Origin of the sequence: Vallitalea okinawensis, from assembly GCF_002964605.1 — a bacterium.
Taxonomy (GTDB): domain Bacteria; phylum Bacillota; class Clostridia; order Lachnospirales; family PQDH01; genus Vallitalea_A; species Vallitalea_A okinawensis.
In genome coordinates this window covers 574,106-591,380 of record NZ_PQDH01000002.1, presented here as the reverse complement: position 1 = coordinate 591,380, position 17,275 = coordinate 574,106, and the positions used below count along the sequence as shown (strand labels likewise).

Annotated in this window: 15 protein-coding genes; 11 read left to right on the top strand and 4 right to left on the bottom strand. The window is 33.7% G+C overall.

What is annotated here, in order from left to right:
* Positions 1 to 28: 28 nt before the first annotated feature.
* The 3 genes from C1Y58_RS07720 to C1Y58_RS07710 all read right to left on the bottom strand — a co-directional run bounded on the left by C1Y58_RS07720 (position 29) and on the right by C1Y58_RS07710 (position 3,638).
* Positions 29 to 1,111 (bottom strand): acyltransferase family protein, encoded by a 1,083-nt coding sequence (locus C1Y58_RS07720; protein ID WP_105615434.1) that lies wholly within the window; start codon positions 1,109 to 1,111, stop codon positions 29 to 31.
* Between the two features lie 329 nt (positions 1,112 to 1,440).
* Entirely contained in the window at positions 1,441 to 2,376 is a 936-nt protein-coding gene (locus tag C1Y58_RS07715; protein ID WP_170311549.1) for a response regulator transcription factor, read from the bottom strand.
* Between the two features lie 110 nt (positions 2,377 to 2,486).
* Complete coding sequence (locus tag C1Y58_RS07710; RefSeq protein ID WP_207655726.1) at positions 2,487 to 3,638, bottom strand: agmatine deiminase family protein; 1,152 nt, start codon at positions 3,636 to 3,638, stop codon at positions 2,487 to 2,489.
* A 417-nt stretch (positions 3,639 to 4,055) separates the two neighbouring features.
* On the opposite strand from C1Y58_RS07710, the gene C1Y58_RS07705 reads away from it, so the two are divergent.
* The 9 genes from C1Y58_RS07705 to C1Y58_RS07665 all read left to right on the top strand — a co-directional run bounded on the left by C1Y58_RS07705 (position 4,056) and on the right by C1Y58_RS07665 (position 13,936).
* The gene (locus tag C1Y58_RS07705; RefSeq protein WP_105615432.1) at positions 4,056 to 4,847 is read left to right on the top strand and encodes an electron transfer flavoprotein subunit beta/FixA family protein; all 792 of its coding nucleotides are present in this window, start codon (positions 4,056 to 4,058) and stop codon (positions 4,845 to 4,847) included.
* Entirely contained in the window at positions 4,837 to 5,775 is a 939-nt protein-coding gene (locus tag C1Y58_RS07700; protein ID WP_105615431.1) for an electron transfer flavoprotein subunit alpha/FixB family protein, read from the top strand. Before C1Y58_RS07705 ends, C1Y58_RS07700 begins: the two co-directional genes overlap by 11 nt.
* A 212-nt stretch (positions 5,776 to 5,987) precedes the next feature.
* Positions 5,988 to 6,773: an SDR family oxidoreductase gene (locus C1Y58_RS07695; RefSeq protein WP_105615430.1), complete on the top strand. Its 786-nt coding sequence runs from the start codon at positions 5,988 to 5,990 to the stop codon at positions 6,771 to 6,773.
* Positions 6,774 to 6,813: 40 nt separating this feature from the next.
* The gene (locus tag C1Y58_RS07690; RefSeq protein WP_105615429.1) at positions 6,814 to 8,253 is read left to right on the top strand and encodes an FAD-binding oxidoreductase; all 1,440 of its coding nucleotides are present in this window, start codon (positions 6,814 to 6,816) and stop codon (positions 8,251 to 8,253) included.
* Positions 8,254 to 8,278: 25 nt separating this feature from the next.
* Complete coding sequence (locus C1Y58_RS07685) at positions 8,279 to 9,559, top strand: MFS transporter (RefSeq protein WP_105615428.1); 1,281 nt, start codon at positions 8,279 to 8,281, stop codon at positions 9,557 to 9,559.
* A gap of 10 nt (positions 9,560 to 9,569) precedes the next feature.
* Positions 9,570 to 11,006, top strand: a complete 1,437-nt coding sequence (locus tag C1Y58_RS07680; protein ID WP_105615427.1) for an FGGY-family carbohydrate kinase — start codon at positions 9,570 to 9,572, stop codon at positions 11,004 to 11,006.
* Between the two features lie 2 nt (positions 11,007 to 11,008).
* Positions 11,009 to 11,776: an adenine nucleotide alpha hydrolase family protein gene (locus tag C1Y58_RS07675; RefSeq protein ID WP_105615426.1), complete on the top strand. Its 768-nt coding sequence runs from the start codon at positions 11,009 to 11,011 to the stop codon at positions 11,774 to 11,776.
* On the top strand, positions 11,773 to 12,666 hold the full coding sequence (locus tag C1Y58_RS07670; RefSeq protein ID WP_105615425.1) for an electron transfer flavoprotein subunit alpha/FixB family protein: 894 nt from the start codon (positions 11,773 to 11,775) through the stop codon (positions 12,664 to 12,666). The genes C1Y58_RS07675 and C1Y58_RS07670 overlap by 4 nt, the downstream gene beginning before the upstream one ends.
* Complete coding sequence (locus C1Y58_RS07665) at positions 12,659 to 13,936, top strand: FAD-binding oxidoreductase (protein ID WP_105615424.1); 1,278 nt, start codon at positions 12,659 to 12,661, stop codon at positions 13,934 to 13,936. The genes C1Y58_RS07670 and C1Y58_RS07665 overlap by 8 nt, the downstream gene beginning before the upstream one ends.
* On the opposite strand, the gene C1Y58_RS07660 is transcribed toward C1Y58_RS07665, so the two are convergent.
* On the bottom strand, positions 13,905 to 14,468 hold the full coding sequence (locus C1Y58_RS07660; RefSeq protein ID WP_105615423.1) for a glycerol-3-phosphate responsive antiterminator: 564 nt from the start codon (positions 14,466 to 14,468) through the stop codon (positions 13,905 to 13,907). The genes C1Y58_RS07665 and C1Y58_RS07660 overlap by 32 nt on opposite strands.
* Positions 14,469 to 14,672: 204 nt before the next feature.
* Here C1Y58_RS07660 and C1Y58_RS07655 point away from each other — a divergent pair, with 204 nt between their 5' ends.
* Both C1Y58_RS07655 and C1Y58_RS07650 read left to right on the top strand, forming a co-directional pair.
* The gene (locus C1Y58_RS07655; protein WP_207655725.1) at positions 14,673 to 16,235 is read left to right on the top strand and encodes a BCCT family transporter; all 1,563 of its coding nucleotides are present in this window, start codon (positions 14,673 to 14,675) and stop codon (positions 16,233 to 16,235) included.
* Positions 16,236 to 16,729: 494 nt separating this feature from the next.
* Positions 16,730 to 17,275, top strand: coding sequence for a hypothetical protein (locus C1Y58_RS07650; RefSeq protein WP_157950007.1), 546 nt, complete (start codon positions 16,730 to 16,732; stop codon positions 17,273 to 17,275).

Sequence of the window (17,275 nt, the reverse complement as noted above, 5' to 3'; positions counted from 1 at the left end):
GAGTGAATTCATCTACGAATACTGAAAGTTATGTAATTGCTTTAATGACCTTGGTTGATAAGTGTGTCGCTATTAAAAACAATCCCATTAACAGAGCAGTACCTAAATAGCCATATGCTTCATATCCCAATAGGATGGTTCCCCATGAAATTAATAACCAGTGAATGAAATATACTAAAGGAGTATTTTTGCCCCAATAATATATGATATTAAAGAGTCTAATGTCTCTAATTTTGTTAATCGTTTTGTGGCATAACCATAACCAAATGAAAACAAATCCCATAATCCAAATCATTGAACCTGGTCCGCTTCTATAATAATCGCCAATGTGAAAATCAAAATTGGTAGCAGTTATGATACTACCAACAAATAGAAGAGATAAACCTACTTTTAAGAGGGATTTAAATAGAGTCTCTATATCAGAAGAAGCTTTCATTAATACTCCCAAAGTCATACCAATTAATGGATAAAACAGCCATCCAAATATAGGAAAGTAGACCTCTTCTCTATTACCCCAAAGAAAATTAAAAATCCAATCTACAATCTTAATATCTGACGATATACCCCATAAGAATGGACTAGCAATCAACACCATTATGGCTATAAATAACCACCAAATTGGTTTTTTAAAGTAAAATCTAATGATACTCATCAGGATATATGCCCAGCCTGCAAATATAAGGATATCTACTTCCCAAAGAGTAAAGAGTTGAACGCTAGTCAAATGTTTTTGAGTTAGATAGTTTTCTATCAACAAAAGTAAGTCAGTTCTTAAAAAACTCAGTAAATAGCCTAGTAGAAGTAGCGTAATACCTCTTTTGACGCTAGCTTTGAGATTACTTGAGCGAGTGGAAAGTATAAAAAATACACCCATTGAAAACATAAAAACAGGAGCTGCTGGCGGTCCACCAAAAAAGTCTATAACACCACCAAAAAAAGAACTATTGACATCATCCGTTCCATAAGTCATTAATACATGAACAATAACCATAAAGAAGACTGCTAATCCTCTAATAAAATCAAATGTTTGAATGCGTTCTTTTGACTGTTTTTTTATATATTGACCGTAGTCATTTGTAATAACATCTATAAAATAACTAGTCTTTGTCATCCTCTCATCTCCTTTAGAATTAGTATTTTGATTTTTTAATCCAATGAATTATATGTTATCTAGCTAAGTCAAATATAGCAAAAATTCACGATCATTAAAATCTGTTGAAAGTATGATTTTTTGATAAAGATAGTTTAAAAAAGTTATAAAGGATATGCTATAACTAAAGTGATAGGGGCTTAAACCACTGATAATAGCTAATCTGAGATAATAGTTGTAGGATGAAGTTCAATTGTATAAAAAAAGCCTAGATTAAATTCTAATTTTTTTAGAACTAATCTGGGCTTGAAATTACTAAGAAAAAGGTTTAATTATACTGATGAGTTTTATTAATCCTGCATTATTTTTTTCATTATTTGATTTCGACTCGATATATCAGTTTTCTTAAAAATATTATATATGTGTGTTTTTACAGTTCCTTCTGTAATATGTAGACTGGTGCTAATTTCTTTGTTCGAATATCCTTCAATGATTAATTCAATTATTTCTCTTTGCCTACTGGTCAAAGAATATTTTATACAAAATTCATTCAGTTTCTCATCTGTACTCTTATCACTGACATCTTTCTGATCAAAGAGATTCTCGAAGCAGTTATATAGATTTTTGATTCCAATAACGAAAATCAATAGTTTTATGATATCAAAGGCTACACTCCTATACTCTAATGACAATGGAGAAGAGCTTAGGTATGGATCACTTAAATAAGACATAAAATAAAAGCCTGATTCAACAATGCCTAGGAAGCTTAATAGAATACTTACAAACAAAAAAACGCTATATGCCTTTGATCGTCTTTCGCTAAATTCTTCAGTGTTACAGTTCATATGTCTGTAGAGTCTCAATGCCAAATAAGAAAGTGTTGCATAAAAAGATAAATAAATCAGAAGTTCACTTACTTGAAAAGGAGCCACTATACTCAATATTAATAAGATAATCGGTACCACTATACAGAGTTGTTTTTCCCTAGTCGTAAATGGATCTTGAAATAAGTGTGAGATGATTAACCTTATAGTTACTATTATCCCGAAATATATTAAGTCAATAACGATATAGAGAATGTCGCTAGTTTCATACAACGAACCAAAACTCGATGAAAACTCTGAGATATATATAATGGAATTATCAATGATCATAAGGAAAAAAAGTAATGACAAAAATAAAAATCCTCTTCTTTTACTTTTCATATAGACAATATAATAGCCTGTTAGAGCAATAGTAAAAAAAATTGTTAAAATGATATTGTATGTAAAGAGTAGATTCTCCAAAAAATTCACCCCTATAAATAATCCTCTGCACAAGAGATATTGTATCATATAGGGGTGAATCAATCAATTTTAAATAATATCTTAGTGTAGTATGTACTGTGTTGAGTAAGTTACTTTTCTTGTAACTTTGGTAGGGGTTGTTGTTGCGTAACGCAGTGAATCATACCACCATCAGCAAATAAGTCTCTTACGTCAATTCCTATGACTTCTCGATCAGAATATAATTCCTGAAGAATTTGATTTGCAATGGTATCATTTTCATCATCATAATTGGGCACTAATACTACTTTGTTACCGACATAGAAGTTCAAATATGAACCTTTCATCTTTTCACCATCTACCTCAACAACAGTGTCTTTAGTTGATGGAAGAAACACGAATTCATAAGGCTCTCCGTAGATGTTTTTAGCGGTTAATAATTTTTTTGCATCATCATCATCGGACAATTCAGAAGGATCTAGATCGAATTCAGAATCTGCGATAATGATTTTATCACTAAACATTTTTATCATACCATCGATATGGTTATCAGTAATATCCATACCTGCTACACCATCGAGCCAAATAAAATTAGTTACTCCATAATATTTTGTAAGGTATTCTTCGATTTCTTCGATAGTAAAATCAGGTGTTCTATTATCATTATTTACACAGCTTAATGTGGATATACAGGTGCCATTACCATCTAATTCAAGGGCCCCTCCCTCCATTACCATGTCAATATCTATCTTTGGAATGCCTATAGCTTCACTTATTTTTGTTGGTATAAGATTATCTTTTTCATAAGGTGCCTTGTTTCCCCACCCATTAAACTGCCAATTTTGGATGAGTAGATTGCCTTCTTGATCATATACAAATATAGGTCCATTATCTCTAATCCAGACATCATCTGAGGGAAAGATATAGAAATCTATCTTATTCATATCAATCTTTTCATTTTCTAATACTTCTTTAACCCGTTCCTTCTCGTTTTCATCATAAACAATGAGATGCACATTTTCACCCTTTACTAAACCTCTTGTCATTTCAATCCAAATGGGTTCATAGACCTGAATCACACCGCTATAAGTATAATCATGAGGCCATTGAAGCCAGGTTCCTTCATGCTCTGCACCTTCATGGGGGAAATAATATTCTGAACTATCTTTCAAAGTTTCAGGGTAATTTTCCTCATAATCTTGATTTGCACTTACATTATTGCATCCTACTGATAAAAGTATACTTAGAATTAGCCAAGTTAACATGAAATATTTAGATAACATACTATCTCTCCTTTAATCATTATGTATAGTATTTCTTTGCTAATATGTGTTTTCTTTATTTGGCTCCTATATCACTTATCATTTCTTGTGCCTTAATTTATCATATATTTAGACTAATTAAAATCTGTCATAGGTGATAAATGTGATAGTGTAGGTTGTAAAAAAGTCATATGAGTACTCTATTACTAAAGTTATAAGAAATCGCACTTTCCTGCACATACTTGGAACGTGATGGTAGTCACTTTTCTTGTTGTCTAAATGATGAACATATGAAGCAAAAGTGAATGCTTATAAAGAACTTAAAGGCCATGTAATGGATGAGAATAATTCCAGAGATACAAGAATTAGTGATTGACATAAAAACTTTTCAAGAATATAATCAGCTTGAAAGTATAATTGAGAGAGGAGTGTTTGCAATTGGGTTTGAAAATGGCTATATGTGTTAAGCAGGTGCCTAATAATCAAGACAAGGGAATGGATTTTCAAACTGGAAACTTGGACAGAAAGACTCTAGGGGTTACGACTAACCCTTATGATCTTGTAGCAGTAGAAACTGGACTTCAAATTAAGGATAGATTACCAGATTCCCATGTTGATGTTTTCTCCATGGGACCTAAGCGAGCAGAAAAGACTATCAAAGAGTGTTATGCTCTTGGCGCTGATGATGGTTATCTTATTAGTGATAAAGCATTTTCTGGCTCGGATGTACTTGCTACAGCATACACTATCGCTAAATCCATTGAAATCGCTGATGATTATGATTTGATTATCTGCGGAAAACAAACAACCGATGGTGATACGGGTCAAGTTGGCGCATCCATTTCAGTGAGGTTAGATGTACCGTATATTGGAAATGTCTGTGAAATTGTAGAGATTAACGAAGCCTATATTATTGTTAGACAAGATTTAGGAACAAAGATACAGACAATAAAATGTCAGTTGCCTTGTTTGATTGCTGTGGAAAAGGATATATATATATCAAGGCTAGCATCATTGAAATTGAAGATACAAGCTAAGAAGAAGGAAATCAATCACTTCAGTTTGAGTTCCCATTATGATCATAAATCTATAGGTATTAAAGGTTCACCAACAAAGGTAAGTAAAGTCTATTCAAAGAAGCTGATGGCTAAAAACAATGTTTTAAGTGTTCCCCTTGTAGAAGTAAAAAATATAATATACAACGGATTGGGGATTAACAATGATGAATAATAGTGTATTGATTTTAATTGAAAACGATAATGAAAAAGTTAGTCAAGTGGTCTATGAAATAGTTCAAAAATCCTTAGAACTTAAGATGGATAAGATTTATGGTGTATGTATTACAAAAAGTATTAAAAAATTAGAGAAAGAGTTGAATTTTCTACCCTTTGATAAGATTGTCTATTTCGAAGGTTTAGATTCTTTTGACTCCAAGATCTATGCAGATTGCTTTGTTGATGCTGTTAGGTTATTAAGTCCAAGTGCTGTACTAATTGGTGGGACCCCTATCGGTAAATCCACAGCTGCATTGGCTAGTGGGATATTGGAAACAGGTTTGACAGCTGATTGTACGGACCTTCAAATGGATGAGAAGGGAAGGATTATTCAGATAAGACCTGCCTTTGGTGGTAACATAATCGCAGAGATTATTACTGAATTTGCGAGACCTCAAATGGCTACTATTAGACCTAATACTTTTCAGCCCTATAGACCGCAAATAGAATATAAACCAATATTAATGAGTGGTTCTATTTTACCCAGAAGTTCTTATGAGATAATGAATACGACTGTCAAAAAAAGCAGTCGAAAAATTTCAGAGTATGATTTTGTGGTGGTTGTTGGTAATGCCATAAAGAATAAAAAGGATATTGAACCCTTTGAAGCATTTACCGAGAGTATTGGTGGAGTTTTATGTAGTACTAGAGCGCTTGTTGAAAGAGGGATCATGCCAGGGGATAAGCAAATTGGTCTTTCAGGTAGTTATATCAGTCCAAAAGTATTAATAACATTTGGTGTATCCGGCTCCATACAATTTCTTTCAGGAGTTAGAAGTGCTGATACAATTATTGCTGTTAATACTGATAAAGATTGTAGAATGTTTAGTGTAGCACACTATCCTATTTTAGCGGATATGTATGAGGTTATTCAAATCCTATAAAAAAAACAGTCGATTAGTGCTTGACAACAGCAATATGCTATGATAGACTTATACCTAGATTACTAGAGAGCAGAGAAAAGTAATCAAATTTAACAAAAAGACACTTTTTGTTGTGTTTTATTTGTGAAATTTGGTTTTTTTTATGCTCTCTTTTTTGATACAAAAAATTACTAATTATTCAAATATTCAAATTTAAATTGGGAGGTAGTTTTATGAGTACTAATATTCAAGATTTTTCACTTGATTTCTTTTCATTAAAAGGTAAAAATGCCATTGTTACTGGAGGAAATACTGGTTTAGGTCAAACCTTTGCTCTAGCACTTGCAAAAGCAGGAGCTAATGTATTTATACCCAGTCTTATGTCAGATGACGGAACTACTCAAAAATTAATCGAAGAAACTGGACAAAAAATGGGTTTTATGGAAGTTGACATAACAGAAGAAGGAGCACCAAAGAGAATTATTGATGCCTGTGTCGAAACTTTCGGTTCTATTGACATACTTGTGAATTCAGCTGGATTATGCATCAATATTGAAGATGTAACAATGTTCACTCGAAAAGAGTGGGATAAAATGTTGGCCGTAAATTTAACAGCTGCATTTGAATTAGCTCATGAAGCAGCTAAGTACATGATTCCACAACGTTCAGGAAAAATCATAAATATTGGTTCAATGTTCTCTTATCTTGGAGGTCAGTGGTCACCAGCTTATGCAACTTCAAAAACAGGCTTATTGGGTTTTACGAGAGCATACTGTGATGAGTTGGCTCAATTTAACATACAAGTCAATGGTATTGCTCCTGGGTATTACGCAACAGAGTTAACAACTGCAACAAGATCAAATCCAGAAACAAACAAGCGTGTACTCGACCATATACCAGCGAACAGATGGGGGGAGACGCAGGATTTAATGGGGACTTGTGTTTTCTTAGCAAGTAGAGCATCTGATTATGTAAATGGTGCCATGATCAATGTTGATGGTGGTTATTTAGTTAGATAATAATCATAGATTAAGATATTCAATTATTTAGGAGGCTATTATGAAGACATCGAAAGAGCAAATCATAGATTTCCTTACTGCTGTAGTGGGCAAAGGGAATGTTATCACAGAACAGGAAGTTTTAGTAGAAAGTAGTTTGGATCGATTTAGAAGATATGAGAAGTACCACGGCAGACAAAGCGATTTTATGCCAAGTTGTGTATGTAAAGTACATTCAGCTGAAGAGGTATCAGAAATCTTGAAATACGCCAATGAAAATCTAATACCTGTCATACCAAGAACGGGAGAATCTGCAACTGAAGGTGGTCTTGAAGTGGTTGTAGAAAACACCATCGTTCTGGATGGTAGTGAGATGAATGAAATTATAGAAATTAATGAAGAAAACATGTTAGCAACAGTAGCTTGTGGTGTACCATTGGAAGTTCTTGAAAATAAATTAAGAGAAAAAGGTTATACAACAGGACATTCACCACAGTCAAAACCATTAGCACAGTTTGGAGGTCTTGTTGCAACTAGAAGCATCGGCCAATTTTCAACACTGTATGGTGGTATTGAGGATATGGTTGTTGGGCTTGAAGCAGTTTTCCCTAGTGGTGATATCTGCAAGATTAAAAATGTACCAAGGCGTGCTGCTGGTCCAGATATTCGTCATATTATTATAGGTAACGAAGGAGCTGTATGTTTCATCACTGAAGTGACGGTTAAGATTTTTAAATATCATCCAGAAAATAACCAATTCATGGGATTCTTATTAGATGATATGCGACTAGGATTCAGTATTCTCAGAGAAGTAATGGTTGAAGGATACAAGCCTTCTGTTGCAAGACTTTATGATGAAGAAGATGGTGAATATCATTTTTCACATTTTGCTGATGGACGATGTGTTCTTATTTTTGTTGCAGAGGGCAATAAACATTTAGCGAAAGCAACTGCTGATGGGATTAGAGAAATATTAGTCAAATATAGTGAATTAGAAGAAGTTAATCCAAAGCTTATTGAAAATTGGTTCAATCATCTTAATTGGGATCCTCAATCATTGATTGAAGAGAGAAAAGAAACCCTTGAAACCAACAATATTTGTCACACAACTGAAGTCTCAGGAAATTGGGATGTTATATGTGATATATTTGAAGCTGGTAAGAAAAGAATCAAAGAGAAATTTCCTGATGTAACACTAATGGGTGGACATTCTTCTCATAGTTATTTAAATGGAACCAATATGTATTTTGTCTACTTTTATAATGTGGAATGTCCTGTTGATGAAGAATTGAAGAAATACCATTTAGCTATTAAAGAAATATTGGTTGAGGAGACACTTAAACGAGGTGGAAGTATGTGTCATCATCATGGTGTTGGTAAGCATAGAAGTTATTGGATAAAAGATGAGTATCAATCTTCATATTACATGCTTGAGAATTTAATCGAATCTTTTGATCCTAATAACATTATGAATCCAGGAACTATTCTTGGAAAAAAATAAATTAGATTCATAAGGAGATGGAATTATGAAAAAAAGCACAAGAAAATGGATAATTGTTGCGATTCTTGCAACTGCTGCAGGTATCATATTTGAGTTACCTTATATGCGGTATACCTTTTACGACCCGCTTAGAGAGGGACTTGGATTAACACATGAGCAATTTGGGGAACTTATGAGTTTTTATGGTACATTAGCATTCATTTTCTATTTGCCTGGGGGATGGTTGGCAGATAGAATCTCTCATAAATATTTATTAGGATTTTCTTTGATAGGAACGGGACTTGGGGGTTTTTATCTATCAACATGGCCAGATTTTGGTTCAGCAAAAATACTATTTGCCTTTTGGGGGGTTACATCTGTATTTACATTTTGGTCTACTTTGCTAAAAGCGACAAGTATGCTTGGTGACAAGAGCGAGCAAGGTAAACTTTTTGCTTTAACTGAAGGCGGAAGAGGTATTATTACTTCAGTTATGGCACTTGTGGCAACGGCTATGATAGCTAGACTTGGTGGTAATCCCGAACAATTTATTTTTGTACTATATTTATATTCAGTTGTTTGTATTCTAGTTGGTATAGCAGCCGTTATCTTTGTACCCCATAACAAAATTCCTTCAGAGGATAGAGAAAATGGTATGAATGTTATAAAAGATATGGTTGAAGTTGCAAAAATGCCTATTACATGGTTACTTGCAATTTGCATATTTTCAATTTATACCGTTTATACAACATCAAGTTACTTTACGCCATTCATGACAGAAGTTTTTGGGGTTTCAGCGGCAACAGCAGCCTTAGTAGCAACTTTTAAAAATCACTTATTTAGACCAATCTCAGGTATTGTTGGAACTGCTCTAACGAATAAAACAGGATCATCCATACCGTCCATGAAAATTAGTGTCATTTTCTTAGCGGTTCTTATCGGTATTACATTAGTGCTTCCAGTATCAACAGCATTTGTATTTGCTATAAGTATTGTTATTGCACTTATTGGATTAATGACATTTGTATTAAGAGGTCTATATTTTGCTCCAGTTGGTGAAGTCGGAACGCCTAAACGATTACTTGGAGCTGCAATGGGTCTGATATCAACAATTGCTTTTGCTTCAGATATGTTTAATTTTAAGATTGTGGGTAGAATTCTTGATAATAACCCAGGAATAGGCGGCTATAAGATGGTGTTTATATACATACTTATACTGTTAGGAATCGCCTTTGTATCATTAATTTTCTTGAAGAAAGCATCGGATAATACTATTACTATGAATAATAATGACAAAGAAGAAATAGCACCAAATGACGTTGCATAGGAGTGAAGAAATGAACAATCAATATATTGTAGCAATAGATGGAGGAACACAAAGTACGAAAGTAGCAATTTTTGATGTGTTGGGTAATGAAGTTTGTTCCCACTCAGTAAAACTGCGTGAAATTGAACTCTATGAAAATGGTAAAGCTTTGCATCCAGATGATGATCTTTGGGAGAGTCTAAAAAAAGCGTGTAGAGAAATGTTTAAGCAATTACCAGGTGACAAAAAAGATATCATTGGTGTTGGCTTAGGATCAATTAGATGTTGCAGAGCATTGGTCAAAGAGGATGGTAACTTAGCATCTCCAGTTCAAAGTTGGATGGATATACGATTATCAAAACCCTATGAACATGATGATGATGATGTAAGATATGTTACAACGACTACAGGTTACCTAACATATCGATTAACCGGTGAGACGAAAGATACAAGGAGTAATTATGTTGGACCCTGGCCCATTGATCCAGTGACGTTGGAATGGTATGATGACAAAGCAAAATTTGATACTTATACAACGCCTAGAGAAATGCTTTTTGAACTAGTTGACCCATCAACGGTAATGGGTTATATAACGGAGTTTGCTAGTGAAGCCACTGGTATTCCAGTAGGTGTTCCTGTTGTATCAACATCAAATGATAAGGCTGTTGAAGGCTTAGGAGCGGGATTAGTGAATGATGGTACTGTACTTGTTTCACTAGGTACATACATTACATCCATGATGGTCGGTGAAAAAAATAATCAAAACACCGTGAATTATTGGACGAATCCTGGTGCTACTAAGGATGAGTACTTATATGAAAGTAGTGGCATCAGACGAGGAATGACGACTGTGACATGGATTAAAGACTTAATGGGTAGTGATGTCATCATGGAAGCTGAAAAAAGAAAAATATCTCCCGAAGCATATTTGAATATATTAGCAAGTGATGTCCCTATTGGATGCGATGGGCTCTATACTGTTCTAGATTGGTTAGCTCCTCCTGATAAACAGTATAAGCGGGGGACCATTATCGGCTTTAATGGGACTCATAAAGGTCCTCATATCTTCAGATCAGTTCTTGAAGGTATTGCTTTAACCATGAAGAATAACGCTCAAGCAATGTGTGATGAGTTAGGTATAGAACTAACGAATATCATTGTCAGTGGAGGAGGGTCTAATGGTGAGCTGTTTATGCAAATTTTTGCTGATGTTTTTGGTGTTCCTGCTCACAGAAATATCATAAATGGTTCTGCCAGTATGGGTGCTGCGATTTGTACAGCCTTAGCTCTTGGAATTTACAATAACAGACAAGAAGCTATAGAACATATGGTAAAACGTAGAGATACCTTTGCTCCAATTGATGACAATGTACGTATCTATAGGAAAATGAATGAAGAAGTCTACAAACATATTACTTCATCTACAGATGAGCTTCTAAAAAAATCATATGAAATATTTGGGTGTTAAGAATGAAGATTCTAAACTGTTTTAAAGTAATTGAAGACTTAGATAAAATGACAAAAGATGACTGGCAAATTGCTGGTCGTCTATTTGTCGATACATCTTTTATTAAAACAATGCTTAATGAAAGTGATGCAAGTGCTATTGAACTTGCTCTACGCCTAAGAGACGATAGTGATGGTGAGACCAATGTTTATGGTATCACCATCACGGATAAAAAAGTTAGAAGTTTTATAAAACAATTATATGGACTAAAATATGATGAAGTTGCAGTTTGCAACAGTAAAGGGGAAGACCTCCGATTTAGACCAGACATTATTAGTCGCATCATCGCAGATTATGCTATTGATATCGAAGCAGACATTATTACCTTTGGATCCAATGCACCAAATGGCAATAATTTTCTAACACCATTTTATGCAGCCGAGATATTAGACATGAAATGTGTCAGTAATGTAATCGATGTCAGAAAGATAAATGATCAGGAATTGATGATTACCCAGCAAGGGGACATAGGAATGGTTAAAATAAAAGTATCTTTACCCATTGTTCTTATAGTAGAGAATGCGCCGGGTACTACTTTGAGAATACCTACTTTGAAAGATAAAATGCAAGGAAGTAAAAAGGAAGTCTATGAGATAGATATGGACAGCTGTAAAGTATCCTCTATAAATGTAATGAAACCTGTTAAGTTAAGTCCTATTGATAATTCTAGAAATCATGAAGTCATTAAGAAAGAAGAGCTGATTCAGCTTATTGGGGGCAGTGGTCAATGAATATAACGGTCATTATTTCTGATTTTGCAGGAGAACATGAAACCTATTTCAAACAGTTGAAGAGTTTTATCAAAGATTGTATAGCATCTGTAAAAGTAATTGTGATTACTGATAAAGCTAGTCAATACGCTTCTATAGTAGACAGGATTGATGTCATAGAATTTGAAGCATATGATTCAGAAGTTATTGCAAATTATATAGCAAAACATTTAGAGCCATCAAGAAAAATAATTTTTGATTCCAGTATTTTATCAAGAGAGTTAGCAGGGAGATTATCTTACAAACTCAATATTCCTGGTTTGATTGATGTAAGAGCAATGAAGAGTAATAATGAAAGTGTAATTTTTACCAAGCATGTCTATGCAGCTAATTTGGTTGCAGAATTTGAAACAATAGATTTTTGTATTACCCTGTCAAAGACAGTACCTAAGTCAGAAGAATCATTAAAACCATCAACCATTAATAAAGTACATCAAGTGAGTATGGATAGTACTGTAAAGGTTCTATCAGTTAATCCCATACTAAAAGAAAAGGATAAAGATATGCTCATTGTTATTGGAAGAGGTGTTGATGTAACCAATGATCTGAATAAAATTAAAACCCTTACAGCCCATATGGATGCAGATTTAGGTGCATCAAGACCAATATGCATGGGTGGTTATGTATCTTTAGAACATTTAGTAGGCGTTTCTGGTAAGATTTATAGTCCTAAGATATGTATAACACTAGGTGTATCAGGAGCTTTAGCGTTTTATCCGGGAATTGAAAAGAGTAAAGTGATTATTTCTATTAATGAAGATAAAGATGCACCCATCATGAAATATTCAGATTACTGTATTCAAAGTGATTATAAAGATATTGTGAATTATTTGGAGGGGTTATATGAATAAATATCAAGATAAGTATGTTGATTATTTAAGTGATGAGTCTAAATTGCAAGGATTCTGTGACTATATCGAGTTCCCTACATGCGAAGAAGAGGTTATTGACTTACTAAAAAGCAATAATAAAGAAAACAGCATTATAACTGTACAAGGTGGTAGAACTGGAATTGTTGGTGGAAGTGTACCTCATGGTGGTCTACTAATAAATTTGAGTAAAATGGATAAGATATTCACTATTGATGATGATATACTTTCAGTAATGCCTGGTGTACCGCTATTTGCCATAAATGAATTTGTTAATCGTGAGAAAAAGGGATACTTTTTTCCTGTAGATTGTACAGAGAAAACAGCAAGTATTGGAGGGATTTTCTCAACGGGGGCTAGAGGTCCTAGAAATTATAGCTTAGGTGACAGCATCAAGTACTTTGCTGGGATAGAAGTAATCGACTTTGATGGTCGTAAGCACATCATTTCCACGGAAGATGAGAAAATATATAATTACTATAAAAAGGAAGGAAAAGCAGGCGTAGTTACCCAACTTCGATTAAAATTACTAAAAAAAGCGGAGCATATATGGGGTATTGTTTTTCTTTTTGATAGAACAGAGGATGCTGTTGGTTTTGCCAAAGATGTGGAAGAAAGTAAAATCGAGAATATAATGAGTTTTGAGTATATGAGCGCTAGTGCGATTGCTCTTATTCAAGAATTTCGGTATGGCATGGATAAGCTAAAAGGAGTTCCTGAATTTGAAAAAGATGTCCATATGATTTATACAGAAATTTTTTCGGATAATGAAGAAGATATTGAAAGATCAGCAGAGATTTTGATGGATTTAGCAGCTAATAACCACTCAGATATTGATCAAGCTTTAGCAGTATCCACGGAAGATGACTTGGATAAAATGGCGAATTATAGACATGCAGCAGCTGAATGTTGCAATATGTCCATCGAGCAAGCAAAAAAATCAGATAATAGAATAACAAAATTATCAACTGATATAAGTAATATTAAAGATATATGTCATTATGTGAATCTACAAACAGATATTCGATATGTAGTATTTGGGCATATGCTAGATGCACATTTACATATAAATTTCCTACCACAGAATTATCATGAATATATGGAAGCAAAAGAAATCATCAAAAGGGTATCTATTGAAAATTATTTAAAAGGTGCGACGATTTTTACTGAAAACGGTATAGGTAAATTAAAGCAGTACATTCTTGAAGCTTTGAAAGAAACTACACCTTCCAAACCCCCATATTTGTTGTAGAAATTGCAGTAGCTCCAGCTTTAAGGGCGTTAACAACATCATCTTTTGCACATACTAAGCCACCTGCTATGATAGGAACATCAACCAAGTCAACAACCCAACCTAATACTTTTGGCATACAGCCTGGCATAATTTCAATGCAGTCAGGCTTGGAATGTGATATTTGTTTTTCTAGACTGTAAAAAGACATTGAGTCCACAAGAAAGAAACGATGTACTGTGAAAAGACCATATTCTCTAGCCACTTGTATCATATGTGCTTTCGTACTAATAATACCATCTGCTTTTGTCTTTTCCTTAATATATTCAATAACTACATCTTTGTGAGATGTACCTTCCAGTAAATCAACATGAACAAATGCAAGTTTGCCTGAATTTTTAACTTTATCTATGATATCGCTGATGGTTAATATGTTACCATATAGAACAAATACAACGTTGCAATCGGATCTTAGGACTTCATCTAAACCTTTGTTGTCTTTAACACCACCTATGATTGGATTATCTTCTAATAGGGAAAGTAAGTTTTTCATAGTAACCACCTCTTTAATCAATTTAGTAGCATAAGTTATATAATTATTATACAACATTGATGACTAATATCAAGTTAATTATACTTAAAATCGACTTATTTTGATAACATGACTAATGATATAAAAAAATTACTTTTGAGAATCGTATATAGAGAGGTTGAGAGTATACACAAGAAAAAATAAGATTATATAGGGGGCTTTATCTTGAATAATACAAATAGTAATACTGAAAAATCATTATTAGCAAAAATTAGACCATTTGTTTTTTTTCCAGCATTTATTTTGCTGATTATGACAATTGTATTGAACTTTGTGAACTATGATGCTTTTTTAAGCATAACAACATTAGCTAAAGATTTCATGGTCATTGACATGGGGTGGGTGTTTAGTATTGTTGGAGTAATGTGTGTCATCGTCATTGTCTTGGCGTATTTTTCACCACTAGGGGAAGTGAGACTTGGTGGAAAAAACGCGAAACCAATGCTAAAAAAATCATCATGGTTTGCCATAACATTGTGTACAACCATAGCAGCAGGCATACTTTTTTGGGGTACAGCTGAACCAATGTGGCATTTAGCTTATCCACCAGAATCATTAGGAATAGCTCCTATGTCGCCAGAAGCAGCCAAATTTGCTATGGAGACCATGTTTCTTCATTGGACTTTCATACCTTATGGAATCTATGCAGTACCAACTATCGTATTTGCTTTTGCTTATTATAATATGAAGCGTTCATTTAGTGTTGGATCTCAAATATCACCTCTAATATCGCATAATAATCAAAGAAAAATAAACGGAATCATAGATGCTATTGTTCTCTTTACAGTAGCTGCGGGGATATCTTCTTCATTCGGTACTGCTGTTATGAATATGGGGGGCGGATTAAACGCCCTTTTTGGTATGGATAATGATAAAACCCTTTGGATAATGATCACCATTATGGGTACAATAGCTTTTATCATTTCTTCTGGTACAGGTTTAATGAAAGGAATTAGGGTATTATCCGATGTTAATGTATATCTTTATTATGTCATAATTGCAGCATTGCTATTTCTGGGTCCTTTCACTTATTTTTCGAGTTTGGGTACTGAAGCTTTTGGAGGATTTATTGATAACTTTTTTTCTAAAGCTTTGTTTACAGGTGCATCTTCTGGAGATTCATGGGCTTCAGGTTGGACAATGTTTTACTGGTCTAACTGGATGGCATGGGCTCCTGTTTCAGCTGTATTTCTAGCAAGGATAGCTTATGGTTACAAAATTAAGGAAGTTATTATGATGAATTTCATTGTACCTAGTATTTTTAGTACTGTTTGGATGACAATACTCTCAGGTACAACTATTAATTTTCAATTGACAGGAAAAGTGGATGTAATTGCTAAGATGAATGAGCAAGGATCTGCAGCTGCAGCGTATGCTGTTCTCAGTGAATTACCTCTTTCAGGTTTAATTATAGGTATTTATTTGATCGCGGTAATGATTTCTTTTATCACAGCTACAGATTCAACAACCAATGCTATGGCAAGTATATGTACTTCTGGCATTAAAGATGGAAGCCAAGAAGCACCATTATTAATTAAGGTAGTTTGGGGAATTATCATCGGTGCAGTATCTTTAATTTTCATTGCAACCCTTGGTATTGATGGAATAAAAATGCTTTCATATCTAGGTGGTTTTCCAGCATTATTCTTAGGTGTCTTAAGCATAGTTTCTTTGTTACTGATGATGAAAAAATCAGACAAGTACGATGTGGTTTCCAAGGACGGATAAATGCAAGATAACTTCTTTAGAGAGGATAAAACTAAGTTCAGTAATTATGAAAGCAAAAGAATCGTAGTAAGAATTGTTTGAGAAGCATTTCTGTACTGATATTGGTGATGATAATAGAAGTTATAATTTATGAGGAGGGTTACCTCCTCTTTTATAGTGGAAAAAAGCTAAGAGTATTATTAGCATGGTATATATGTCGAATTATAATAGTTATCTGCGATTTTATGATTTAAAATGTATAAGATAAGCAAGATTATTATGTCTATAAGCAATTTACCTTGACTATCTTTAGAGGTGGTAATAAAATTACAAGTATAATATATTTTGGTGTTTTTATGATTACAGGTATTTATTACCAAGATGTTTTTTGTTATAATAAGGAAATGAGCTGATATAATCATAATATATAGAGTTAGGGGGTTGTTACGACGGAGTTATTACAATATGCTGTTACAGGGGTTAATATTATACCTACTGTATTGTTAGGGTTAGTATTGTTTTATTGGATCAGTGTTATTGTTGGTACTTTAGATTTTGATTTTCTTGATTTTGATATAGACCTTGATGCTGCTGATCAATCAGGACCTTTTTATGCTATATTAGCCTTTCTAAATGTAGCTGAGTTGCCTTTTATGTTGGTTTTTAGTATATGGATGCTCAACTTTTGGATAGTAACTATGATGATGTATTACTTACCCATAACTGCTGGAGGGGCGATACAAGGGATATTGCTACTACCAGCTTTAATCGTGAGTATGATCATTACTAAGTTTGAGTCAAAACCGTTAAAAGGTATATTTAAGTATAGCAATATGCAAGATAATAGAGGTAATCAAGTAATCAAACAACTATGTGTACTTATTTGTGATGTCAATAGTGGGAGAATAGGACAGGCAGAAATAAAAAGAGATGGAGCTCCCTTAATCTTTAATGTTAAGTCAGAATATGATGGAGATTCATTTGTAAAAGGTGAAGTTGCATTCGTTAATAGAAAAGACACCGATAAGAATATATATTACATCGTGAAATTTGAGGAGTGA

Bases quoted from the DNA above. Each gene is read 5' to 3' on its own strand.
- C1Y58_RS07720 (WP_105615434.1), bottom strand. From the start codon at position 1,111: ATGACAAAGACTAGTTATTTTATAGATGTTATTACAAATGACTACGGT.
- C1Y58_RS07710 (WP_207655726.1), bottom strand. From the start codon at position 3,638: ATGTTATCTAAATATTTCATGTTAACTTGGCTAATTCTAAGTATACTT.
- C1Y58_RS07700 (WP_105615431.1), top strand. From the start codon at position 4,837: ATGATGAATAATAGTGTATTGATTTTAATTGAAAACGATAATGAAAAA.
- C1Y58_RS07695 (WP_105615430.1), top strand. From the start codon at position 5,988: ATGAGTACTAATATTCAAGATTTTTCACTTGATTTCTTTTCATTAAAA.
- C1Y58_RS07690 (WP_105615429.1), top strand. From the start codon at position 6,814: ATGAAGACATCGAAAGAGCAAATCATAGATTTCCTTACTGCTGTAGTG.
- C1Y58_RS07685 (WP_105615428.1), top strand. From the start codon at position 8,279: ATGAAAAAAAGCACAAGAAAATGGATAATTGTTGCGATTCTTGCAACT.
- C1Y58_RS07680 (WP_105615427.1), top strand. From the start codon at position 9,570: ATGAACAATCAATATATTGTAGCAATAGATGGAGGAACACAAAGTACG.
- C1Y58_RS07675 (WP_105615426.1), top strand. From the start codon at position 11,009: ATGAAGATTCTAAACTGTTTTAAAGTAATTGAAGACTTAGATAAAATG.
- C1Y58_RS07670 (WP_105615425.1), top strand. From the start codon at position 11,773: ATGAATATAACGGTCATTATTTCTGATTTTGCAGGAGAACATGAAACC.
- C1Y58_RS07665 (WP_105615424.1), top strand. From the start codon at position 12,659: ATGAATAAATATCAAGATAAGTATGTTGATTATTTAAGTGATGAGTCT.
- C1Y58_RS07660 (WP_105615423.1), bottom strand. From the start codon at position 14,468: ATGAAAAACTTACTTTCCCTATTAGAAGATAATCCAATCATAGGTGGT.